At 61.3% G+C, this 21,672-nt stretch carries 14 protein-coding genes and 2 pseudogenes; 8 read left to right on the top strand and 8 right to left on the bottom strand.

Annotation, left to right across the window (positions count from 1 at the left end):
- Positions 1-789 precede the first annotated feature (789 nt).
- Entirely contained in the window at positions 790-2,208 is a 1,419-nt protein-coding gene (locus tag ACODS5_RS22130) for an amino acid permease (RefSeq protein ID WP_489109652.1), read from the top strand.
- A gap of 163 nt (positions 2,209-2,371) precedes the next feature.
- Entirely contained in the window at positions 2,372-6,922 is a 4,551-nt protein-coding gene (locus ACODS5_RS22125; RefSeq protein ID WP_489109651.1) for a dermonecrotic toxin domain-containing protein, read from the top strand.
- Between the two features lie 40 nt (positions 6,923-6,962).
- Here the strand turns inward: ACODS5_RS22125 and ACODS5_RS22120 are convergent, their stop codons facing one another.
- On the bottom strand, positions 6,963-7,847 hold the full coding sequence (locus ACODS5_RS22120) for a LysR substrate-binding domain-containing protein (protein WP_489109650.1): 885 nt from the start codon (positions 7,845-7,847) through the stop codon (positions 6,963-6,965).
- A gap of 152 nt (positions 7,848-7,999) precedes the next feature.
- Here ACODS5_RS22120 and ydiJ point away from each other — a divergent pair, with 152 nt between their 5' ends.
- On the top strand, positions 8,000-11,032 hold the full coding sequence (ydiJ, locus tag ACODS5_RS22115; RefSeq protein WP_489109649.1) for a D-2-hydroxyglutarate dehydrogenase YdiJ: 3,033 nt from the start codon (positions 8,000-8,002) through the stop codon (positions 11,030-11,032).
- A gap of 8 nt (positions 11,033-11,040) precedes the next feature.
- On the opposite strand, the pseudogene ACODS5_RS22110 reads toward ydiJ, so the two are convergent.
- From ACODS5_RS22110 to phhA, 6 genes and pseudogenes are all read right to left on the bottom strand, one after another.
- Positions 11,041-11,199: pseudogene (locus ACODS5_RS22110) on the bottom strand (MFS transporter); the annotation flags it as partial.
- Between the two features lie 2 nt (positions 11,200-11,201).
- A pseudogene (locus tag ACODS5_RS22105) lies at positions 11,202-11,345 on the bottom strand (MFS transporter); the annotation flags it as partial.
- Positions 11,346-11,445: 100 nt separating this feature from the next.
- Positions 11,446-11,574 (bottom strand): hypothetical protein, encoded by a 129-nt coding sequence (locus ACODS5_RS22100; RefSeq protein WP_256660253.1) that lies wholly within the window; start codon positions 11,572-11,574, stop codon positions 11,446-11,448.
- Positions 11,575-11,812: 238 nt separating this feature from the next.
- Positions 11,813-13,009 carry an amino acid aminotransferase gene (locus ACODS5_RS22095; RefSeq protein WP_489109648.1) on the bottom strand — a complete coding sequence of 399 codons (1,197 nt, stop codon included), beginning with the start codon at positions 13,007-13,009 and terminating at the stop codon, positions 11,813-11,815.
- Entirely contained in the window at positions 13,006-13,362 is a 357-nt protein-coding gene (locus ACODS5_RS22090) for a 4a-hydroxytetrahydrobiopterin dehydratase (RefSeq protein ID WP_028691075.1), read from the bottom strand. The genes ACODS5_RS22095 and ACODS5_RS22090 overlap by 4 nt, the downstream gene beginning before the upstream one ends.
- Positions 13,363-13,400: 38 nt before the next feature.
- On the bottom strand, positions 13,401-14,189 hold the full coding sequence (phhA, locus tag ACODS5_RS22085; RefSeq protein WP_134690919.1) for a phenylalanine 4-monooxygenase: 789 nt from the start codon (positions 14,187-14,189) through the stop codon (positions 13,401-13,403).
- A gap of 256 nt (positions 14,190-14,445) precedes the next feature.
- On the opposite strand from phhA, the gene ACODS5_RS22080 reads away from it, so the two are divergent.
- Positions 14,446-16,005 carry a sigma-54-dependent transcriptional regulator gene (locus ACODS5_RS22080; protein WP_134690917.1) on the top strand — a complete coding sequence of 520 codons (1,560 nt, stop codon included), beginning with the start codon at positions 14,446-14,448 and terminating at the stop codon, positions 16,003-16,005.
- Positions 16,006-16,219: 214 nt separating this feature from the next.
- On the opposite strand, the gene ACODS5_RS22075 is transcribed toward ACODS5_RS22080, so the two are convergent.
- Complete coding sequence (locus ACODS5_RS22075) at positions 16,220-16,474, bottom strand: DUF2790 domain-containing protein (protein ID WP_134690915.1); 255 nt, start codon at positions 16,472-16,474, stop codon at positions 16,220-16,222.
- A gap of 407 nt (positions 16,475-16,881) precedes the next feature.
- Between ACODS5_RS22075 and acs the strand changes: the two genes are divergently transcribed.
- The 4 genes from acs (at position 16,882) to ACODS5_RS22055 (ending at position 21,650) form a co-directional block, all read left to right on the top strand.
- Entirely contained in the window at positions 16,882-18,843 is a 1,962-nt protein-coding gene (gene acs / locus ACODS5_RS22070) for an acetate--CoA ligase (protein ID WP_489109647.1), read from the top strand.
- A 546-nt stretch (positions 18,844-19,389) separates the two neighbouring features.
- Positions 19,390-20,175, top strand: coding sequence for an ABC transporter substrate-binding protein (locus ACODS5_RS22065; RefSeq protein ID WP_023630943.1), 786 nt, complete (start codon positions 19,390-19,392; stop codon positions 20,173-20,175).
- Between the two features lie 90 nt (positions 20,176-20,265).
- Positions 20,266-20,955: an ABC transporter permease gene (locus tag ACODS5_RS22060; protein WP_028691070.1), complete on the top strand. Its 690-nt coding sequence runs from the start codon at positions 20,266-20,268 to the stop codon at positions 20,953-20,955.
- Complete coding sequence (locus ACODS5_RS22055) at positions 20,952-21,650, top strand: ABC transporter permease (RefSeq protein WP_134690911.1); 699 nt, start codon at positions 20,952-20,954, stop codon at positions 21,648-21,650. Before ACODS5_RS22060 ends, ACODS5_RS22055 begins: the two co-directional genes overlap by 4 nt.
- Positions 21,651-21,672 lie beyond the last annotated feature (22 nt).

Genomic DNA, 21,672 nt, shown 5'->3' with positions numbered 1-21,672 from the left:
GCATGTAGGAGCCAGCTTGCTGGCGAAGCAGGCGCCGCGGAGGATGGCACCGGCTGCGCTGGTGTTCGCCGGCAAAGCCGGCTCCTACGCTGTTCTTGCGGCCAATCCTGGCATGTAGGAGCCAGCTTGCTGGCGAAGCAGGCGCCGCGGAGGATGGCACCGGCTATGCCGGTGTTCGCCGGCAAGCCGGCTCCTACACGTCCAGGGCTGAAAATGGCTCAAGTCCCTGATCAAAAAGAAATTTCCCCGAGGAGTGGAAACTTTTCAAACCATTTTGTAAAAGAAACGTTACGGATATGGCCGATTTCCAAGGTCTTTCCATCCGGTGTAACAAAAACCTGCCGAATATCCCGCCCCAGAGCCTGCGCGCTACCCGCAGCCCCCTTCCCAAACCCCCGTGCAACCGTTGAGATAGCGCCATTGCGTGTACAAAGCCAGGCAGGATCGCCAGGCACCAAGAACAACAAACAAATGGAGGCGTCATGCGCGCCGATCACTTCGCCTTTTCAGGCTCTCCCCCCAGGACCGCTGCGTTTTTTCCACAGGAAACGATGCAACGCGTTGACGCCTGCGCGTTTGCAGGGGTATACAATGCGCCGCGTTTTACCTGTGACTCCCTTGCGTACCGCGCACGCTTGCTGACACCCGGTTGATCCGCCCCTGGCCTCCCAAGGCCTTGTGCGACGTCCTGTCACAAGTACCAAGGTAACCACCTTGCCCATTCCGCTGCGCCACGAGCGCGGTGGGTCCGATTCCGTCACAGATAAAAACAAGCAGGTGACTTCGTTCATGAGTGGACATAATTCACAGTCTGGTGAACTCAAGCGTGGCTTGAAGAACCGTCATATCCAGCTGATCGCCCTGGGCGGCGCCATCGGCACCGGATTGTTCCTGGGCTCCGCCGGCGTGATGAAATCCGCCGGGCCTTCGATGATCCTCGGCTATGCCATCTGCGGCTTCATTGCCTTCATGATCATGCGCCAGCTCGGCGAAATGATCGTCGAGGAGCCGGTGGCCGGCTCCTTCAGCCACTTCGCCCACAAGTACTGGGGCGGCTTCGCCGGCTTCCTGTCGGGCTGGAACTGCTGGGTGCTGTACATCCTGGTGGGCATGTCGGAACTGTCGGCGGTGGGCAAGTACGTGCACTACTGGTGGCCGGAAATCCCGACCTGGGTCACCGCGGCGGCGTTCTTCCTGCTGATCAACGCCATCAACCTGATGAACGTGAAGTTCTTCGGCGAGGCCGAGTTCTGGTTCGCCATCATCAAGGTGGTGGCCATCGTCAGCATGATCGGCCTGGGTGCCTACCTGCTGACCAGCGGCAGTGGCGGCCCGGACGCGACCGTGGCCAACCTGTGGTCGCATGGCGGCTTCTTCCCCAACGGCATCAGCGGCCTGGTGATGGCCTTGGCGTTCATCATGTTCTCCTTCGGTGGTCTGGAAATGCTTGGCTTCACCGCTGCCGAGGCCGACAAGCCGAAGACCGTGATCCCCAAGGCGATCAACCAGGTCATCTACCGCATCCTGATCTTCTATGTCGGTGCCCTGGTGGTGCTGCTGTCGCTGACCCCATGGGACAACCTGGTCGCCAGCATCGACGCCTCGGGTGGCAGCTACGGCAGCAGCCCGTTCGTGCAGGTGTTCTCGCTGCTGGGCAGTGACGTGGCCGCCAACCTGCTGAACTTCGTGGTGCTGACCGCCGCGCTGTCGGTGTACAACAGCGGTACCTACTGCAACGCCCGCATGCTGCTGGGCATGGCCGAGCAGGGCGATGCCCCGGCGTCGCTGGCCAAGGTCGACAAGCGCGGCGTGCCGGTGCGTTCAATCCTGGTCTCGGCGGCGGTGACCCTGATCGCCGTGCTGCTCAACTACCTGATGCCGCAAAACGCCCTGGAACTGCTGATGTCGCTGGTAGTGGCGACCCTGGTGATCAACTGGGCGATGATCAGCTACTCGCACCTGAAGTTCCGCCAGCATCTGGACCGTACCGGCCAGAAGCCGCTGTTCAAGGCGTTGTGGTACCCGTACGGCAACTACGTGGTGCTGGCCTTCGTGGTGCTGATCCTCGGCATCATGCTGATGATTCCGGGTATCCAGGTTTCGGTGTATGCGATCCCGGTTTGGCTGTTTGCCATGTTCGTGGTGTACATGGTCAAGCCGCGTCGTCAGGCGCAGGCGGGTTGTGCTGCCGGTCACGCCGCCAAGTAAGCCGCTAGAGCTACTCGTAAAACCCGAAGCCAGGTGACTGGCTTCGGGTTTTTTTTGCCTTGTCCCAAAGCCCGGCAGACGATGACGGGTAGTAGCCGAATAGTGCCTGGTGCAGCCTCCCTTAGCCAATACTGCAGCTATTTGCAAGCAGGGTTACAGGCACATGGCTACCGAAAATTTTAACTCCACGCCGTCTGATGTGAGTGCGCAACTGCGCAGTTTTCAGGATGGCTACATCGCCAGGCGGCTTCCTGGCTGGTTGAAGAAGCTCAACCCTGCGCATTTTGCCTTGTTGAGCGAGGCGTTGCACGCCGGTCTTGCAACGCGTCGGCAACTCTCTGCAATTTTTTCCAGGGTGCAAAACATAGATGAGTTCGCCAAGCAACGAATTGTCGATCGATTCGGGCTGAGTACGGCACCCGATAAGCTGTTTCTGCGGCAGTGGTACACCTATGCATCGCCCACCGTGCATTGGTTTACCAGTCGGCTACCGATTCAGGACCGCGACTGGTACGACACTTCATTGCTATGGGCGGCGTTACAGAACTTCAGCGATGACCACATCACGATGAAAGAGGATTGCGTGGTCGACATGGGCGGCAACACAGTTGCGCAGCTTTCAGCCACGGCATTTGTCCAGGCATGCCGCAGTCTTGATATTGGTGGTCAATACCAGAAGCACTTGCAATCTGTACTGCAGCCGGCAGGGGAGAGCGGTGCTAACGGGCAGGGCTTTGCTGAATTGCTGCAAAGGCAGATACGTTCGATGATGCTGGTCGATGCATTCAAGGCACGCTCGGATGGCGTCCTCAGTGAGGTGCAATTGGAGTGGGTAATCGATGTTTACCGTCAAGGACGCCCGGGCCGACTGGCGGGTGCGCCAGTGGTTACCAGAAAACTGCAGATACTGGGTTGCGAGCTCCAGCAGATCGTTGTGTTCGATGTGATCGATGAAGGGTTTTTTCGTAATACCAGCCAAGCCGTGCTGGTTTACATACCTGCAGACCCGCAAGGTCCCTGGAGCGTGAGCGACAATCTTGAGGCGTTTGCCCGTAGGGTGCTGGGACATCGCTTGCGCGATGAACAGTATCGCAAGTTTTTCAGTCGCTTTGTGCGCAGGCGTGACAGCCAGCAATTTTTTTCCGAAGTGCAGAAACGACTGGGTGATGTCGCCGATTTTGCTACCCGAGACCTGGATCAACACATGACCCGTGACCTGGATTCGCTTTTCCAGGGGCTGGCGATTGGGCGGATCAGGCAGATCATGGATGACGCTGCGATGATTGCGGTGCCTGTAGCTCAGATCGACAATGCTGCGCAGGCGGAGCATGACCGGCGCATGGCCGCCGAGGGATGGGCGGGACTGACGCTTGCGAGCCTGTTTGTGCCGCAGTTGGGCGTGATCTTGCTGGCGGTGATGGCCTGGGACCTGTTGGACGAGACGTTTCAAGCTGTGGCGGATTGGCGCGAGGGTGACGACGCTGCAGCTCTGGATCACCTGCTGAACGTGGGCAAGACCCTGGCCACGGTGGTAGCGGTGGGTGTTGGAGGTGTTGCCCTGCGACATGCGTGGCAACGTGCGGTGATGGTCGATGACATGGTGCCTGCTGTACTGGAGGACGGCAGTGAAAAGCTGTGGAACCAGGATCTTGCGCCTTATGTAAGTCAGCCACCACCGGTGACTGCGGTGGTTGATGCGCAGGGGATCTACCGTCAGGGCGCGCAAAGCTGGATTGAGATGGATGGGGCTTACTACCAGGTAAGTGAACGCGTTGACGGGGAATGGTACCTCCGTCCGCACGCGAATCATTCGCCTCAGTTGGAGCACAACGGCGCCGGGGCCTGGCGGCTCTGGAGCGAGCGGCCAGAGCAATGGAGTGATACCCGAAGAATGTTCAGCCGACTGGGCGGCCAATGCGCTCGGCTTCCGCGCAGCTTGGTTGACCATGTGATTGCCGTGCATGGCCTCAGCGATCTGCACCTGAGGGCGTTGCACGTTTTTGCAAAGGCACCGGAGGTTGAGCTGATTGATACGGTAAACCGGTTCTTGATAGCCGAGCGCGTGGCTGATTTGCAGCGATGCCTGCGTTCCGGTGAGCAGATCGTGGACCAGCCTTTGTTGCTCAAAGCGCGTGAGCTGCCCGGTGCCGCCGGGTTGGCGGATGATGGCCTGGCGCAAGTCGTTGCCGATCATCGGCGGCAGCTGTTTCAGATGCTTTATGACCCGATAGATGTCATGGATGAAGCCACTCGACCTTTGCGACGGGCTTTTACCAGCCTGCACCAACTGGCTGCGCAGCAGGTGCTGGAGGAGGCGAGTGAGGCCCAGCGCAGCCAGATGGCCGATTCAGGGCGTGTGCCGCTGACAATGGCGTTGACTGCGAGAGAGCGAGTCTTGCGCATAAGGGTGGCGCGAGCGGGGGAAGGCCTGTGGATCGATGTGCCGCAGACGTTCGATTTCGCCAGGGCTGTGCTCAAGCTTGTGCAGGGGCTGCCTGGCGTGGCGGCTGACAAAGGTTGGCACTTGATAGATGCGCAGGGCCGCTGGGCGTTACCCGCGACAAGCGGCCAGTCCACTGCATCAAGCTTGCTCTACCAGGATGGTGCGTTCTGGTTGCGAGATGCTCAGGGTAATGATCAGGGCCCACCAGGAGAGCTGTTTGAAACCCTGGCCGATAGCCTCAGTCCGCCAGAGCGTGCTGCCATGGGGATTGAAGAGCCCTTTGCCGTCAACCTTCGGCAAGCAGTGGCGAGGCAGTGGATAGCAGGCCGGCAGGACATCGAGAGTTTGTTTGGAGGCGATCACCCTACGGCACCCTTCTTGCTGCCCAAGCGTCTGGATGATGGCAGGATAGGTTACCCACTGTCAGGTGGTGGTCGGCTGTTCGGCACCCGCCCGCCTGCCGCGCTACCCGTTCGGCTACGAATGTTGTGCGCCGGCGCTAGCGACGAGCAGATCGAGGCGTGGCTCAGTGCTGCGGGGCCTGAGAATGCCGAGACAGCAATACGTGAATTTGAGAAACAACTTAAAATATTGAGAACAAGCTTGACGCGTTGGCAGCGGCTCGGCGTGTTCAAGCTTGAATGGTTGGCGCGTTATGGCTTTCGCAAAACGCTGATTGCGCGGTGGCGGTTTTCGATACTCGGAAAATTTTTAAATATCGAGTTGCCACGCGCACTATGGGATATCGGGTTGGGTTTGCAGAAACTTCCTGAACTCCCGGAGTCAATCGTATTTCCTCACGTTACCCAGTTGGCGCTGAGAGACTCCGAATTGACAAAAATTTCGGAGAAGTTTCTTCGTGCGTTCCCAAACTTGCAGGAGCTTGATCTGACCAATGGTGAAATTCATAAAATTTCCTTGCCCCCCTTTCTACGTGATCAGTTGACGTCGTTAGACTTGTCAGGGAATAAAATAAAATTGGACGCCCAGCAAGTGGAGATATTGGAAAGCTGCACAGGGCTGCTGTACCTAAACTTGTCGACTAACCCGCTGAAACGTGGATTTTCAATCCGTGGGATGCCGGAGTTGAGGTCGTTGCTGCTTAATTTTACCGAGCTCCCGGCCATGCCAGAGGGAGTGTTGGGGCACCAAAAATTGTCAAGGCTCGAACTGATTGAAAGCGAGGTTATTTCATTCAGCCCGGACTTTTGGGAGTCACCCATAGTGCGCGAGGGTAGATTTCGGGTAGGTAGGAGCGGTGAAACAGAGAGGCGGTGGTACGACCCTGAGAATGTTTTGAACCCTGTGCCTCAGCGTTATCTGTGGGCAGACGCTATAGATCCGGAGTTCAGGGACGATCTGGAATCGTTATGGCAGAGTATCGAAGAACTGCCCGGCTCGCATAATTTTTTTGACCTCCTCAAACGGTTGACCACGTCTGCACAGTTCGCAACTGACATCGGTGCGAATGAGCTTGTTTATCGGGTGCAGGCGATGATGGAGGCGATCAAGGATGCCGGCGATTCGCTCGTGATCACAGAGGGTGAACTTGCCACGATCGTGGAAAACAAGCTGGCGCAGGAGGCCGGGACGAATGCAGGCAGGGAAAAACTGATGACCGACACCCGGGAGGAATACAGCTTCAGGGCTGATTTCTTCAGGGAGTCGGAAGTCAATACCTGTGGTGATGATGCGCTCTCTCATTTTATCGATCTTGAGATGAAGATCCAGACGTGGGGGCTTATCCGAAATAATGAAGCCCACTCGGAGGCAGAGCTGTTGAGGGTTGGTGGTCAATTTTGGCGGATGCAAAAGCTGGATGAGTTTTCTTCGTCGCATGCTTTTAGTTTGGGAATGGCTGCGAAGTCAGTCGACGTGCAGTTGATGTATCGAATCGAGATGCACGATGACCTGCAACTTCCCATCCGCCTTCCTGTCATGCGTTTTACCGGTGAGTTTGACCGAAGGGCTGTAGATCGTCCCGGGGTGTTGAGGGAAATCCGAGAGCATCAAGTGGAAGCCGAAATGGCCTCATGGTTTTGTGAGCAAACGTACTGGCAAAAATACCTTGAGCGGACTTCGCCTGCACGCTTCAAGTTACCAGCGCAACGAATCATCGAGAAGGCCAGATTACAAGAGGCAGACGACACGGAGGGCATGCAGGTATTCAACAAATGGGAGAAGACCTGGATGCGTGATCAGCGTAAGGCATTGACCGAGGCGGCCATGCAGCGCGCAGCATTTATGTGGAATATTTACATCCCCGACTGAATGACAGGGGGCAGGCGCAATTCTGGGGAATGCTTACCCCCTATATCTGCCCCAGCAGCCAGCCACGAAAAGCCTTGAGCGACGGCAGCGCTTCATTTCGCGAAGGGTAGACAAGGTAATAGCTACGCTGGCTGGCAATAGCGCTGCCTGGGCTGTACAGCTCGCCTTTGCTCAATTCCTCGTCAACCAGGATTCTCGGCACCAGGCCGATCCCGATCCCGGCCCGTACCGCCTGGATCAGGTGAGAGGTCAATTCGAAACTTGGCCCCAACCGCATCGCCCGGTGCGGCAGGCCATGGTGCGAGAACCATTCGCCCCAGGCATGGGGGTTGTTGGCCACGTTGAGCAGCACCTCCTGGCTGATGCGCGTCGGGCCCCAGCCCTGGGTATCGGCGCCGGCCTCCGGTGGCAGGATCACCACCAGCTCTTCGGCATGCAGGCGATGGCAGATCAGCCCCGGCAAGTCGTGGCTGGCCACGCCGATGGCGGCATCGATCTCACTGGTGTCGAAGTTGATGGCTTCGATGCGTGAGTGAATGTGCACCAGCACACCGGGGTGCGCGCTGTAGAACGCATGCAGCCGCGGCAGCAGCCATTTCGAGCCGAAGGTGGGCAGGGTGGCCAGGCGCAAGGTGCCCACCCCCGACTGGTAGGCCAGTGCCTGCAAGGTGGCGCTGCGAATGCGCCCCAGCGCTTTGCTGAGCTCGCGCTGGTACAGGCGGCCGACATCGGTCAACTGTACCTGGCGCCCTTCGCGGCGGAACAGGGTCAGGCCCAGCTGTTGCTCCAGGGCCTGCACCTGGCGGCTGACCGCACTCTGGGTCAGCGACAGTTCGGCGGCGGCGCGGGTGTAGCTTTCATGCCGGGCGGCGGCCTCGAATGCCAGCAGCAGCGACATGGATGGTGTCAGGTGGCGGTAATTCATTCATAAAAGTCATTGATAGCGGCAGGATTATCCGTTTGCCCCTGAAGCCAAACTACAGGAACATTGGCCTATACGTCATCCCTGCATGTATTAACCCATGCCGGAACGACAGGAATCCCGTGAATTAGCCAATATCAAGAGGCCATCCTTCGATGATCGCCCAGCTGCCGACCGTTGCACCGAACGCTAACTACCCCGAATTCCTCGAAGCCCTGCGCAACAGCGGCTTCCGTGGCCAGATCAGTGCCGACTACGCCACCCGTACGGTGCTGGCCACCGACAACTCGATCTACCAGCGCTTGCCGCAAGCGGCGGTGTTCCCGCTGGATGCCGACGACGTGGCGCGCGTCGCCACACTGATGGGTGAACCGCGCTTCCATCAGGTCAAGCTGACCCCGCGTGGCGGCGGCACCGGCACCAACGGCCAGTCGCTGACCGACGGTATCGTCGTCGACCTGTCGCGGCACATGAACAACATCCTCGAAATCAACATCGAGGAGCGCTGGGTGCGGGTGCAGGCCGGTACCGTCAAGGACCAGCTCAACGCGGCGCTAAAGCCACACGGGCTGTTCTTCGCCCCTGAGCTGTCCACCTCCAACCGCGCCACCGTCGGCGGCATGATCAACACCGACGCCAGCGGCCAGGGTAGCTGCACCTATGGCAAGACCCGCGACCACGTACTTGAACTGCACAGTGTGCTGCTCGGTGGTGAGCGCCTGCACAGCCTGCCGATCGACGATGCCGCGCTGGAGCAGGCCTGCGCCGCGCCTGGCCGGGTTGGCGAGGTGTACCGCATGGCCCGGGAGATCCAGGAAACCCAGGCCGAGCTGATCGAAACCACCTTCCCCAAGCTCAACCGTTGCCTGACCGGTTACGACCTGGCGCACCTGCGCGACGAGCAGGGCCGCTTCAACCTCAACAGCGTGTTGTGCGGTGCCGAAGGCTCGCTGGGTTATGTGGTCGAAGCCAAGCTCAATGTGCTGCCGATCCCCAAGTACGCGGTGCTGGTCAACGTGCGCTATACCAGCTTCATGGATGCCCTGCGTGACGCCAATGCACTGATGGCTCACAAGCCGCTGTCGATCGAGACGGTCGATTCCAAGGTGCTGATGCTGGCGATGAAAGACATCGTCTGGCACAGCGTCGCCGAATACTTCCCGGCCGACCCCGAGCGCCCGACCCTGGGCATCAACCTGGTGGAGTTCTGCGGTGACGAACCGGACGAGGTCAACGCCAGGGTCCAGGCCTTCGTCGCGCACCTGCAGGCGGACAAGGGTGTCGAGCGCCTGGGCCACACCCTGGCCGAAGGCGCCGAAGCGGTGACCCGCGTCTATGTGATGCGCAAGCGCTCGGTGGGGCTGCTGGGCAACGTCGAGGGCGAAGTGCGCCCGCAGCCGTTCGTCGAGGACACCGCGGTTCCGCCGGAGCAGCTGGCCGATTACATTGCCGACTTCCGTGCATTGCTCGATGGCTATGGCCTGGCCTACGGCATGTTCGGCCATGTCGATGCCGGCGTGCTGCACGTGCGTCCGGCGCTGGACATGAAAGACCCGGCCCAGGCCGCGCTGGTCAAGCCGATCTCCGATGCCGTGGCGGCGCTGACCAAGCGCTACGGTGGCCTGCTGTGGGGTGAGCACGGCAAGGGGCTGCGCTCGGAATACGTGCCGGACTACTTCGGCGAGCTGTACCCGGCATTGCAGCGCCTGAAGGGCGCCTTCGACCCGCACAACCAGCTCAACCCCGGCAAGATCTGCACCCCGCCAGACAGTGCCGAGGGCCTGACCGCGGTGGACGGCGTGACCTTGCGCGGCGACCTCGACCGCACCATCGACGAGCGGGTGTGGCAGGACTTCGCCAGCGCCGTGTACTGCAATGGCAATGGCGCCTGCTACAACTACGACCCCAACGACGCCATGTGCCCATCGTGGAAGGCGACCCGTGAGCGCCAGCACTCGCCCAAGGGCCGTGCCTCGCTGATCCGTGAATGGCTGCGCCTGCAGGGCGAGGCCAATATCGATGTGCTCGCTGCCGCCCAGCGCCGGGCTTCCTGGCTCAAGGGGCTGCCTGCCAGGCTGCGCAACAGTCGGGCGCGACAGCGTGGGCAGGCAGACTTCTCCCACGAAGTGTACGATGCCATGGCCGGCTGCCTGGCGTGCAAGTCGTGCGCGGGGCAGTGCCCGATCAAGGTCAACGTGCCGGATTTCCGTTCGCGCTTCCTCGAGCTGTATCACGGGCGTTACCAGCGGCCAATGCGCGACTACCTGATCGGCTCGCTGGAATTCAGCATCCCTTACCTGGCCCATGCGCCGGGGCTGTACAACGCGGTGATGGGCTCGAAGTGGGTGAGCCGCTTGCTGGCTGACCGCATCGGCATGGTCGACAGCCCGTTGATCAGCCGCTTCAACTTCCAGTCCACCCTGACCCGTTGCCGGGTCCAGATGGCGAGCGTGCCGGCCCTGCGCGAGCTAACCCCGGCCCAGCGCGAGCGCAGCATCGTGCTGGTGCAGGACGCCTTCACTCGCTACTTCGAAACACCACTGCTGGCCGCGCTCATCGAGCTGGCTCACCGCCTGGGGCACAAGGTGTTCCTTGCCCCGTACAGTGCCAATGGCAAGCCGTTGCATGTACAGGGTTTCCTTGGCGCCTTCGCCAAGGCGGCGATCCGCAATGCCTCCCAGCTCAAGGCCTTGGCCGATTGCGGCGTGCCGTTGGTGGGGCTGGATCCGGCGATGACCTTGGTCTATCGCCAGGAGTACCGGAAGGTCGAGGGGCTGGACGGATGCCCGCAGGTGCTGCTGCCCCAGGAGTGGCTGATGGAGGTGTTGCCCGAACAGAACGCGGTCAAGACCGAAACGTTCCGCCTGATGGCTCACTGCACCGAGAAGACCAACGTGCCTGCCAGCACCCGGCAGTGGGAGCAGGTGTTCGCGCGCCTTGGCCTGAAGCTGATCACCGAGGCCACCGGCTGCTGCGGCATGTCCGGTACCTATGGGCACGAGGCGCGAAACCAGGCTACCTCGAAGACCATCTTCGAGCAGTCCTGGGCGACCAAGCTGGACAAGCAAGGGGAAGCGTTGGCGACCGGATATTCGTGCCGTAGCCAGGTCAAGCGCATGACCGAAAAGCAGTTGCGCCATCCGCTGGAGGTGGTGCTGCAATACGTGCAGCGCGGCCCAGGTTTTTAGCGTTCGCGTTACAGTCGAGCTTGTCGGTACAGATAACAGCCCAATACCAACCCGCATCCCACTGGGCCCGTTCGGGGCCTGGTGATCCCCAGCGACAGGTCGATGAACAGCGAATACGCTTCCATCGCCGCGTCACGGTTGGCCGCCGACACCTGGTTCATCACCTCGGATATCGGACGCTGATCGCCAGGCCGGCGACCACGGCGCTAAAGCCCAGGTCGTTGTGCGCATAGCCGGGCAGCACGACCAAGGGGATGGCGATGTTCAGGTAGCGTGCAGGGGGTGACCGCAAGGGGCGCGGTGAATCGGGCATGAGGGCTGCGCCGGGTAGTGGCTTCTGGACGGTGTGAAAACGTGATGACGGGGAAGCTCCCGCGGGTCAGCCGTTTTCACACTGTCGAACGGTGCGCGGGTTATTCCTGGTCGGCGCTGGATTGATCGTCGCCGTCCTGTTCGACGGTGGGCGTCGGTTCGGCGTGGGCGGCAACGGATTGCTCTTCGGGGTTCAGGCTTGGGAAGGGAAGATTCGGGATTTCATGCATCTCGTCGTTCCTCGCAAGTGTGAGTGAAAAGACAGCGCCTTGGCGCGTGATAAGGCTTCGAAAAGCTGGGGCAGGATACAGCAGTCTGGATGACAGTTTGGGATTTTTCCGCCGCGCCTATCGGTTTTTGCGGGCGGCTATCGGACAGCGGGCGTGTCAGGAGGGGCGTGGGAGCGGGCTAGCCCCCCGAGAGTGCTACCTCGGGGCAAGCCCGCTCCCACGTTGTATCGGCCAGATTTCAGCGGCAGACGTCGGCGATGGCCGCTGCCAGCTGTTCCAGGCGCTTGGCGTCCGCTCCGGCGATGTTCGCCCGGCCGGTACCGACCATGTACACGCTGTGTCGCTCGCGCAGCAGACGCACCTGCTCGGGGTTCAGGCCGGTGTAGGAGAACATCCCGCGTTGCGCGGCGATATGCGCGAAGCGCTCGGCCAGGCCATGGGGCTGCAGCGCTTTCACCAGGCCGACGCGAAGCTCGGCGATGCGCTGGCGCATGGCGTTCACTTCCTCGCTCCACAACGCCTTGAGTGCCGGGTCACCGAGAATCTCGGCGACCACCGCCGCACCGTGGTCCGGCGGCGTCGACCACAGGTTGCGCGCAATGAACGCCAGCTGGCTGCGCACATCCTGCAGTTTCTCGGCGTCGTGGCTGCACACCAGCAGGGCGCCGGTGCGCTCACGGTAAAGGCCGAAGTTCTTCGAGCAGGAGCTGGTGATCAGCAGTTCCGGCAGTTCGGCGGCGAACAGGCGCACTGCCCAGGCGTCCTCCTCCAGGCCGTCACCGAAGCCCTGGTAGGCAAAGTCGATCAATGGCAGCAGGTTGCGCCGCTTGACGATGTCGAGCACCGCGCGCCAGTCGTCCTGGCCCAGATCGAAGCCGGTGGGGTTGTGGCAGCAGGCGTGCAGCAACACCACGTCGCCTTGCGGTGCCCGCTCCAGTGCGGCGAGCATGGCGTCGACGTTCAGGCGGTTGTCCGCGCCCACGTAGGGGTAGTGCGACACCTTGAGCCCGGCGCCGGCGAAGATCGTCTCGTGGATCGGCCAGGTCGGGTCGCTCAGCCAGATACCGCGGCCCGGCAGGCAGTGGGCGATAAACTCCGCCGCCAGGCGCAGGGCGCCCGTGCCGCCAGGGGTCTGGGTGGCGCCGGCGCGCTGGCTTTTGAGCAGCGTGGAATCGTTGCCCAGCACCAGCTCGCTGACCAGGCGCGTGAACGCTGCATCACCATGGCCGCCGACATAGCTCTTGGTGGCCTGCCGCTCGACCAGGCGCTGCTCGGCCTGCTTGACCGCAGCCGGAATCGGCGTCAGCCCCGCAGCGTCCTTGAGCACGCCGACACCCAGGTCGAACTTGGCCGGGTTGCCGTCGCGGGCGTAGGCTTCCATCAGCCCCAGGATCGGGTCGCCAGGGACCCGAGCGATGGCGGCGAAGTGCATCACTTGCGCCCTTCAGCAGTCTTGGCGACCTCGTCGGTGCGCGCGCACATGATGAAGTCGTTGCGGTGCAGGCCCTTGATCGAGTGGCTCCACCAGGTCACGGTGACCTTGCCCCATTCGGTCAACAGGCCTGGGTGGTGGCCTTCGGCCTCGGCGATCTCGCCGATGGCGTTGGTGAAGGCCAGGGCGTGCTTGAAGTTCTTGAACAGGAACACGCGCTCGAGTTCCATGTGGCCGTCGCGGACTTCGATGTTCCAGTCCGGGATCTCGCGGATCAGTTCCGCCAGTTCCTCGTCGGTGACTTTCGGCGCATCGGCGCGGCAGGCTTCGCAGTGGGCTTGGTTCAAGGCATTCATGGGTGTTTTCCGCTTTGAGTTGTTATCGACAGGGCGGCTCAGGCAGCCGCCTTGGGTGGAAACTTCGGGGCGTGCAGGCCTAGTTGCATGGCCTGGTGGACCATGGCCATGATGTCTTCGTGGGCCAGGTCGAACAGGCGCTTCATGTTCGGCAGGACGAAGTACAGCGGCTGCAGGATATCGATGCGGTACGGCGTGCGCATGGCCTCGATCGGGTCGAAGGCCTGGTGCTCCGGCTCGCTGGAAAGACTGTAGACGGTCTCCTTGGGCGAGGAGAGGATGCCGCCGCCGTAGATCTTGCGGCCTTGGGCGGTTTCCATCAGGCCGAACTCGATGGTCATCCAGTACAGGCGCGCCAGGTACACCCGCTGTTCCTTGGTCGCGGCCAGGCCGAGCTTGCCGTAGGTATGGGTGAATTCGGCGAACCAGGGGTTGGTCAGCAGTGGGCAGTGGCCGAAGATCTCGTGGAATATGTCCGGCTCTTGCAGGTAATCCAGTTCTTCCGGGGTGCGGATGAAGGTGGCGACCGGGAAGCGCTTGCTGGCCAGCAACTCGAAGAAGGTCTGGAAGGGAATCAGCGCCGGCACCCGGGCGACTTGCCAGCCGGTGGTGGCGCCCAGCACCTTGTTGATCTCGCCCAGTTGCGGAATGCGGTCATGGGGCAACTTGAGCTGCTCGATGCCGTCCAGGTACTCCTGACAGGCCCGGCCTTCGATGACTTTCAGCTGGCGGGTGATCAGGGTGTTCCACACCGCATGCTCTTGCTGCGGGTAGTCGATGAAGCCGTGCGCATCGGGCTCACGGGCCACGTATTGCGTCTGTTTCATGTGGCTCTCCTGGGAGGACATTCTTGTTATGTTCAGGGCGTGCCCTTAGTGATAACCCCGTCCTTGGCGCTTTGCACGGGTGTTTTCCTGCTATATCGATATCCGTTTGCAGGGTTTTTGTAACGATAATTTTACAAAAATGCGCTAATCCCGGAAAATGGCGCTCGCCCGGCTGGCTTTCAAGGCTATTTTGTCAGCTTATCTTTACGACTTTTCCGCGGGTCGAACAAATACCTGCCCGCTTCGAGAGATCTCCATGCGTATCAAAGTGCATTGCCAGAACCGCATCGGCATCCTGCGCGACATTCTCAACCTGCTGGTGGAGTACGGCATCAACGTGCTGCGTGGCGAGGTCGGCGGCGACCACGGCAATGCTATCTACCTGCACTGTCCGAACCTGATCAACCTGCAGTTCCAGGCGCTGCGGCCCAAGTTCGAGTCCATCGCCGGGGTGTTCGGGGTCAAGCGCGTCGGGCTGATGCCCAGCGAGCGCCGGCACATGGAGCTCAATGCGTTGCTCGGGGCGCTGGATTTCCCGGTGCTGTCGATCGACATGGGCGGCAGTATCGTCGCCGGCAACCGTGGCGCGGCGCAGTTGCTTGGGGTGCGAGTCGACGAAGTGCCGGGGATCCCGCTGTCGCGCTATGTCGAGGACTTCGACCTGCCGGAGCTGGTGCGCGCCAACAAATCGCGCATCAACGGCCTGCGCATCAAGGTCAAGGGCGATGTGTTCCTGGCTGATATCGCGCCGTTGCAATCGGAGCACGACGAGAGCGAGGCCCTGGCCGGCGCGGTACTGACCCTGCACCGCGCCGACCGTATCGGCGAGCGGATCTACAACGTGCGCAAGCAGGAGTTGCGCGGTTTCGACAGCATCTTCCAGAGTTCGAAGGTGATGGCCGCGGTGGTGCGCGAGGCGCGGCGCATGGCGCCGCTGGATGCGCCGCTGCTGATCGAGGGCGAGACCGGCACTGGCAAGGAGTTGCTGGCGCGTGCCTGCCACTTGGCCAGCCCGCGCGGCCAGGCGCCGTTGATGGCGCTCAATTGCGCCGGCCTGCCCGAGTCGATGGCCGAGACTGAACTGTTTGGCTATGGGCCTGGGGCGTTCGAAGGTGCGCGGGCCGAGGGCAAGCTCGGCTTGCTGGAGTTGACTGCCGGCGGCACGTTGTTCCTCGATGGGGTGGGGGAGATGAGCCCGCGCTTGCAGGTCAAGCTGCTGCGCTTCCTGCAGGACGGTTGCTTCCGCCGGGTTGGCAGCGACGAAGAGGTGTACCTGGATGTGCGGGTGATCTGCGCGACCCAGGTCGACCTGTCCGAGCTGTGCGCGCGCGGCGAGTTCCGCCAGGACCTGTATCACCGGCTCAATGTGCTGTCGCTGCATATTCCGCCACTGCGCGAATGCATGGATGGCCTGGAAGGGCTGGTGCAGCACTTCCTCGACCAGGCCAGCCGGCAGATCGGTTGCCCGATGCCACGCCTGGCGGCCTCGGCGATGGACAAGTTGAGCCAGTACCATTGGCCGGGCAACGTGCGGCAACTGGAAAACGTATTGTTCCAGGCGGTGTCGTTATGTGAAGGCGGTGTTGTAAAGAGCGAACATATTCGTTTGCCGGACTATGGCGTGCGCCAGCCGTTGGGCGAATTTTCACTGGATGGTGATCTTTCGCAGATTGTCGGGCGTTTCGAGCGGGCGGTATTGGAAAGTTTGCTGGGCGAATTTCCAAGTAGTCGCGCGTTGGGTAAGCGTCTGGGTGTTTCGCACACGACGATTGCCAACAAATTGCGTGAGTATTCGCTGGGCAAGTCGGCGGAGTGAATCTATTGGAAAGGTGTCGCCTGCCCTTGTAGGAGCGGCCTTGCCGAAGCGTCGCACCGGTCGGAAAGGGCTGCGTAGCGGCCCCAATATGTCGATAGTTACAGATATCGCGGGGCCGCGTTGCGGCCCTTTCGCGACACAAGGCCGCTCCCACAGGGTCGCGCGCGGCGCGATCAGGGGCGGAGCGGGCCTGCCTTGCGCTGAGTCTGTAGCCTTAGCCGTTGGAGCAGCCGTTGCCCATCACACGGTATTCGAGAATGTGCTTCTGACCCTTGGAGTCTTCATAGGTCATGCGCGCCGGTACAACTTCGCAGACATTGGGAACTTCGCTCATGGAAATAACGCGGGCGATATCCAGGTGCTGCGAATAACTGTACTGTTCAACCGGAATCTGCTCGGCATTGTTTGCCTCGCCGGCGAGTGCCGCGCCGCAAAGACTGCCAAGTACCAATACCAGTAAAGCTTTCATTTTCAATTTACCTATCTAAGGTCGTGAGGGGGGCACGCGGCGCTGATGGCGCCGCGAGTACAGCAAGTTTCAACTATCAGGATGAAGTACGGATTAACGTTGCCTTCGTGGGGGCTGTTACCAAGTTAATCGCGTTGCCGTTGCTGGCGAGGTGAATTCTAGGAGGCTGGCCCGGGCTGAAACAGAGCGGGTTTTGATAAAGTCTTTTGACAGAATCTGTAACAATCCCTCGGTACTGCGCGGTTTTTTCTGGCTGAAGTGGCTGAGTGCCATGGGCTAGAGCGGTTGCGCAAAAGCACCGAGTGGTCGGGGCAGCGCGTTACTACCAACGTCGAATGGTGTTTGCCGCTCTGGTACAGTTACAAACGGTTCCATACAAAAACAACTATTACACCGAGGTAACACAGATGAGTGCGGCTCCACTGTATCCCGTTCGTCCCGAGGTTGCGGCCAGTACCCTGACCGACGAGGCCACCTACAAGGCCATGTACCAGCAATCGGTGATCAACCCGGACGGCTTCTGGCGCGAGCAGGCCCAGCGTCTGGACTGGATCAAGCCTTTCACCAAGGTCAAGCAGACCTCGTTCGACGACCACCATGTCGATATCAAGTGGTTCGCCGACGGCACTCTGAACGTCTCCTACAACTGCCTGGACCGCCACCTCGAAACGCGCGGCGACCAGTTGGCGATCATCTGGGAGGGCGACGACCCTTCCGAGCACCGCAACATCACCTATCGCGAGCTCCACGAGCAGGTCTGCAAGTTTGCCAACGCCCTGCGTGGCCAAGATGTGCACCGCGGCGACGTGGTCACCATCTACATGCCGATGATCCCCGAGGCCGTGGTCGCCATGCTGGCCTGCGCGCGCATCGGCGCGATCCATTCGGTGGTGTTCGGCGGCTTCTCGCCAGAGGCCCTGGCCGGGCGCATCATCGATTGCAAGTCCAAGGTGGTGATCACTGCCGACGAAGGCCTGCGTGGTGGCCGGCGCACCCCGCTCAAGGCCAATGTCGACCTGGCCCTGACCAACCCTGAAACCAGCAGCGTGCAGAAGATCATCGTGTGCAAGCGCACCGGTGGCGACATCGCCTGGCACCAGCACCGCGACATCTGGTTCGAAGACCTGATGAAGGTTGCCTCCAGCCACTGCGCGCCCAAGGAAATGGGCGCCGAGGAGGCGCTGTTCATCCTTTATACCTCCGGCTCCACCGGCAAGCCGAAGGGCGTGCTGCACACTACCGGCGGTTACCTGGTGTACGCGGCGCTGACCCACGAGCGCGTGTTCGACTACCGCCCGGGCGAGGTGTACTGGTGCACCGCCGACGTGGGCTGGGTCACCGGCCACAGCTACATCGTCTACGGTCCGCTGGCCAATGGTGCTACCACACTGTTGTTCGAAGGCGTGCCGAACTACCCGGATATCACCCGGGTGTCGAAGATCGTCGACAAGCACAAGGTCAATATTCTCTACACCGCGCCAACCGCCATCCGCGCCATGATGGCCGAGGGCGAGGCAGCGGTGGCCGGTGCCGATGGCTCCAGCCTGCGCCTGCTGGGTTCGGTGGGCGAGCCGATCAACCCCGAGGCCTGGAACTGGTACTACAAGACCGTCGGCAAGGAGCGTTGCCCGATCGTCGACACCTGGTGGCAGACCGAAACCGGCGGCATCCTGATCAGCCCGCTGCCAGGCGCCACCGGCCTCAAGCCGGGCTCGGCGACCCGTCCGTTCTTCGGCGTGGTGCCGGCGCTGGTGGACAACCTGGGCAACCTGATCGACGGCGCCGCCGAGGGCAACCTGGTGATTCTCGATTCCTGGCCGGGCCAGTCGCGTTCGCTGTACGGCGACCACGACCGCTTCGTCGACACCTATTTCAAGACCTTCCGTGGCATGTACTTCACTGGTGACGGCGCCCGTCGCGACGAGGATGGCTACTACTGGATCACCGGCCGGGTGGACGATGTGCTCAACGTCTCCGGCCACCGCATGGGGACCGCCGAGATCGAGAGCGCGATGGTCGCCCATGCCAAGGTCGCCGAGGCCGCGGTGGTGGGCGTGCCGCACGACATCAAGGGGCAGGGCATCTATGTCTACGTCACCCTCAATGCCGGTGAGGAGCCCAGCGAGCAACTGCGCCTGGAGCTGAAGAACTGGGTGCGCAAGGAGATCGGCCCGATCGCTTCGCCGGATGTGATCCAGTGGGCGCCGGGCTTGCCGAAGACTCGCTCGGGCAAGATCATGCGCCGGATCCTGCGCAAGATCGCCACTGGCGAGTACGACGCCCTGGGCGATATCTCGACCCTGGCCGACCCTGGTGTGGTGCAGCACCTGATCGATACCCACAAGGCGATGAGCCTGGCGTCGGCCTGAGCGCGGTCGCGGAGCAAGGCCGCGCCCACGGCCTGCGTGGGGGCTTGCCCCGCGATCTGGTCGCCAACTGAAACCCCGCCGGGCAGCCGGCGGGGTTTTTGCTTTACTGACGGGGGTGTTACTCCGACATTCATCGGTAACCCTTGTTGTCACCGATTTCGCACAAAATCGGGGCATCGCGAAACATTCATGTGCGCAAAAGCCGCGTTTCTGACAGCATTTCTTGCATTCAGGCACGCTGCGCTTGCCGGAATACAAGGGTTTGCGAATAATGGGCCCGCTTATTGCTATGTGTATGGGTTATTTCTTTTTTGCTCTTGCATAATTCGCAGGAGCTGTCAATATCGCCCGCCGCGGTTCCAGGCGCTTCTGTAACTAGTTGTCGCTTTGAAGAAATATCGACTACCGGGCTGTCGCTAAAATGCCACTCACTCGCTCGTGGTCTGCGACCTTGGTCGAACCCTGCGCGGCTCGCGTTGTACCCATTCGCATATCGGGCAGCCGTTACAACTGCCTTGTATTGCCCCGTACCGATGGAGTTACCTGATGAAGAAGCTCGCACTGCTTGGCGCCCTGGCGCTTTCCGTGTTTTCCCTGGTATCGCAGGCCGATGAGAAGCCGTTGAAGATCGGTATCGAGGCCGCCTACCCACCCTTCGCCTTCAAGCAGCCCGATGGCAGCCTCGCGGGCTTCGACTACGACATCGGCAACGCCCTGTGCGAACAGATGAAAGCCAAGTGCACCTGGGTCGAGCAGGAGTTCGACGGCCTGATCCCGGCACTGAAAGTGCGCAAGATCGACGCCATCCTGTCGTCCATGTCGATCACTGACGATCGCAAGAAGTCGGTCGACTTCACCAAGCGCTACTACCTGACCCCGGCGCGCCTGGTGATGAAGGAAGGCACCACCGTCAGCGACAGTCTGGCTGAGCTCAAGGGCAAGAAGATCGGCGTGCAGCGCGGTTCGATCCACGACCGTTTCGCCAAGGAAGTCCTGGCCCCGCAAGGTGCCACCGTGGTGCCCTACGGTACCCAGAATGAAATCTACCTGGATGTCGCCGCCGGCCGCCTGGACGGCACCGTGGCCGATGCCACCCTGCTCGAGGACGGCTTCCTGAAGACCGATGCAGGCAAGGGCTTCGCCTTCGTCGGTCCGGCCTTCACCGACACCAAGTACTTCGGTGATGGCGTCGGTATCGCCGTGCGCAAGGGCGACACCGCCAACGCCGAGCGCATCAACGCCGCCATCGACGCGATCCGCGCCAACGGCAAATACAAAGAGATCGAGAAGAAGTACTTCAACTTCGACATCTACGGTCCAGACTCGAAGTAACCATCGAGTTTCACCTGTGCAATGGTGCAAACAGCAGAATCTCTGAGGTTTGCACCATTTTTCATTCCCAAGCCCTGAGGAATCCGAATCATGTTGAAAGGCTATGGGGCAGTCATCCTCGACGGGGCGTGGCTGACGCTACAGCTCGCCCTGTCGTCGATGGCCCTGGCCATCGTCCTCGGCCTGATCGGCGTGGCGCTGCGTTTGTCGCCGGTGCGCTGGTTGGCTTGGCTGGGGGACCTGTACTCCACGGTGATCCGTGGCATCCCTGACCTGGTCCTGATCCTGCTGATCTTCTATGGCGGCCAGGACATCATCAACCGGGTGGCGCCGCTGCTCGGCTATGACGATTACATAGACCTGAACCCGCTGGTGGCCGGCATCGGTACCCTGGGCTTCATCTTCGGCGCGTACCTGTCGGAAACCTTCCGCGGCGCGTTCCTGGGTATTCCCAAGGGGCAGGCGGAGGCCGGTGCCGCCTATGGCATGAGCGGCGTGCAGGTATTCTTCCGGATCATGGTGCCGCAGATGATCCGCCTGGCGATCCCGGGCTTCACCAACAACTGGCTGGTACTGACCAAGGCGACCGCGCTGATTTCGGTGGTCGGCCTGCAGGACATGATGTTCAAGGCCAAGCAGGCGGCCGACGCCACCCGCGAACCCTTCACCTTCTTCCTGGCGGTGGCGGCGTTGTACCTGGTGTTGACCAGTGTCTCGCTGCTGGCGTTGAAGTATCTCGAGAAGCGCTACTCGGTGGGCGTCAAGGCGGCTGAACTATGATCTTCGACTACAACGTCATCTGGGAGGCGCTGCCGCTGTACATCGGCGGGCTGCTGACCACCCTCAAGCTGCTGGCGCTGTCGCTGTTCTTCGGTCTGCTGGCGGCCATCCCGCTGGGCCTGATGCGGGTGTCCAAGCAGCCGCTGGTGAACATGAGCGCCTGGCTGTACACCTATGTGATTCGCGGCACGCCGATGCTGGTGCAGCTGTTCCTGATCTACTACGGCCTGGCCCAGTTCGAGGCGGTGCGCGAGAGCTTCCTGTGGCCGTGGCTGTCCAGCGCGACCTTCTGTGCCTGCCTGGCCTTCGCCGTCAACACCAGCGCCTACACCGCCGAGATCATCGCCGGCAGCCTCAAGGCCACGCCCCATGGCGAGATCGAGGCGGCCAAGGCCATCGGCATGTCGCGCATGAAAATGTACCGCCGCATCCTGCTGCCCTCTGCGCTGCGCCGGGCGCTGCCGCAGTACAGCAACGAGGTGATCATGATGCTGCAGACCACCAGCCTGGCGTCGATCGTCACCCTGATCGACATCACTGGTGCCGCGCGCACGGTCAACGCCCAGTACTACCTGCCTTTCGAGGCCTATATCACGGCGGGCGTGTTCTACCTGTGCCTGACCTTCATCCTCGTGCGCCTGTTCAAGCTGGCCGAACGCCGTTGGCTCGGCTACCTGGCGCCGCGCAAGCACTGACCGCTCTGTGAGAACCGACAGC

This window comes from Pseudomonas sp. FG47 (genome assembly GCF_057809115.1).
The sequence above is the reverse complement of the archived record's forward strand: the minus strand, read 5'-3'. Positions and strand labels throughout refer to the sequence as shown.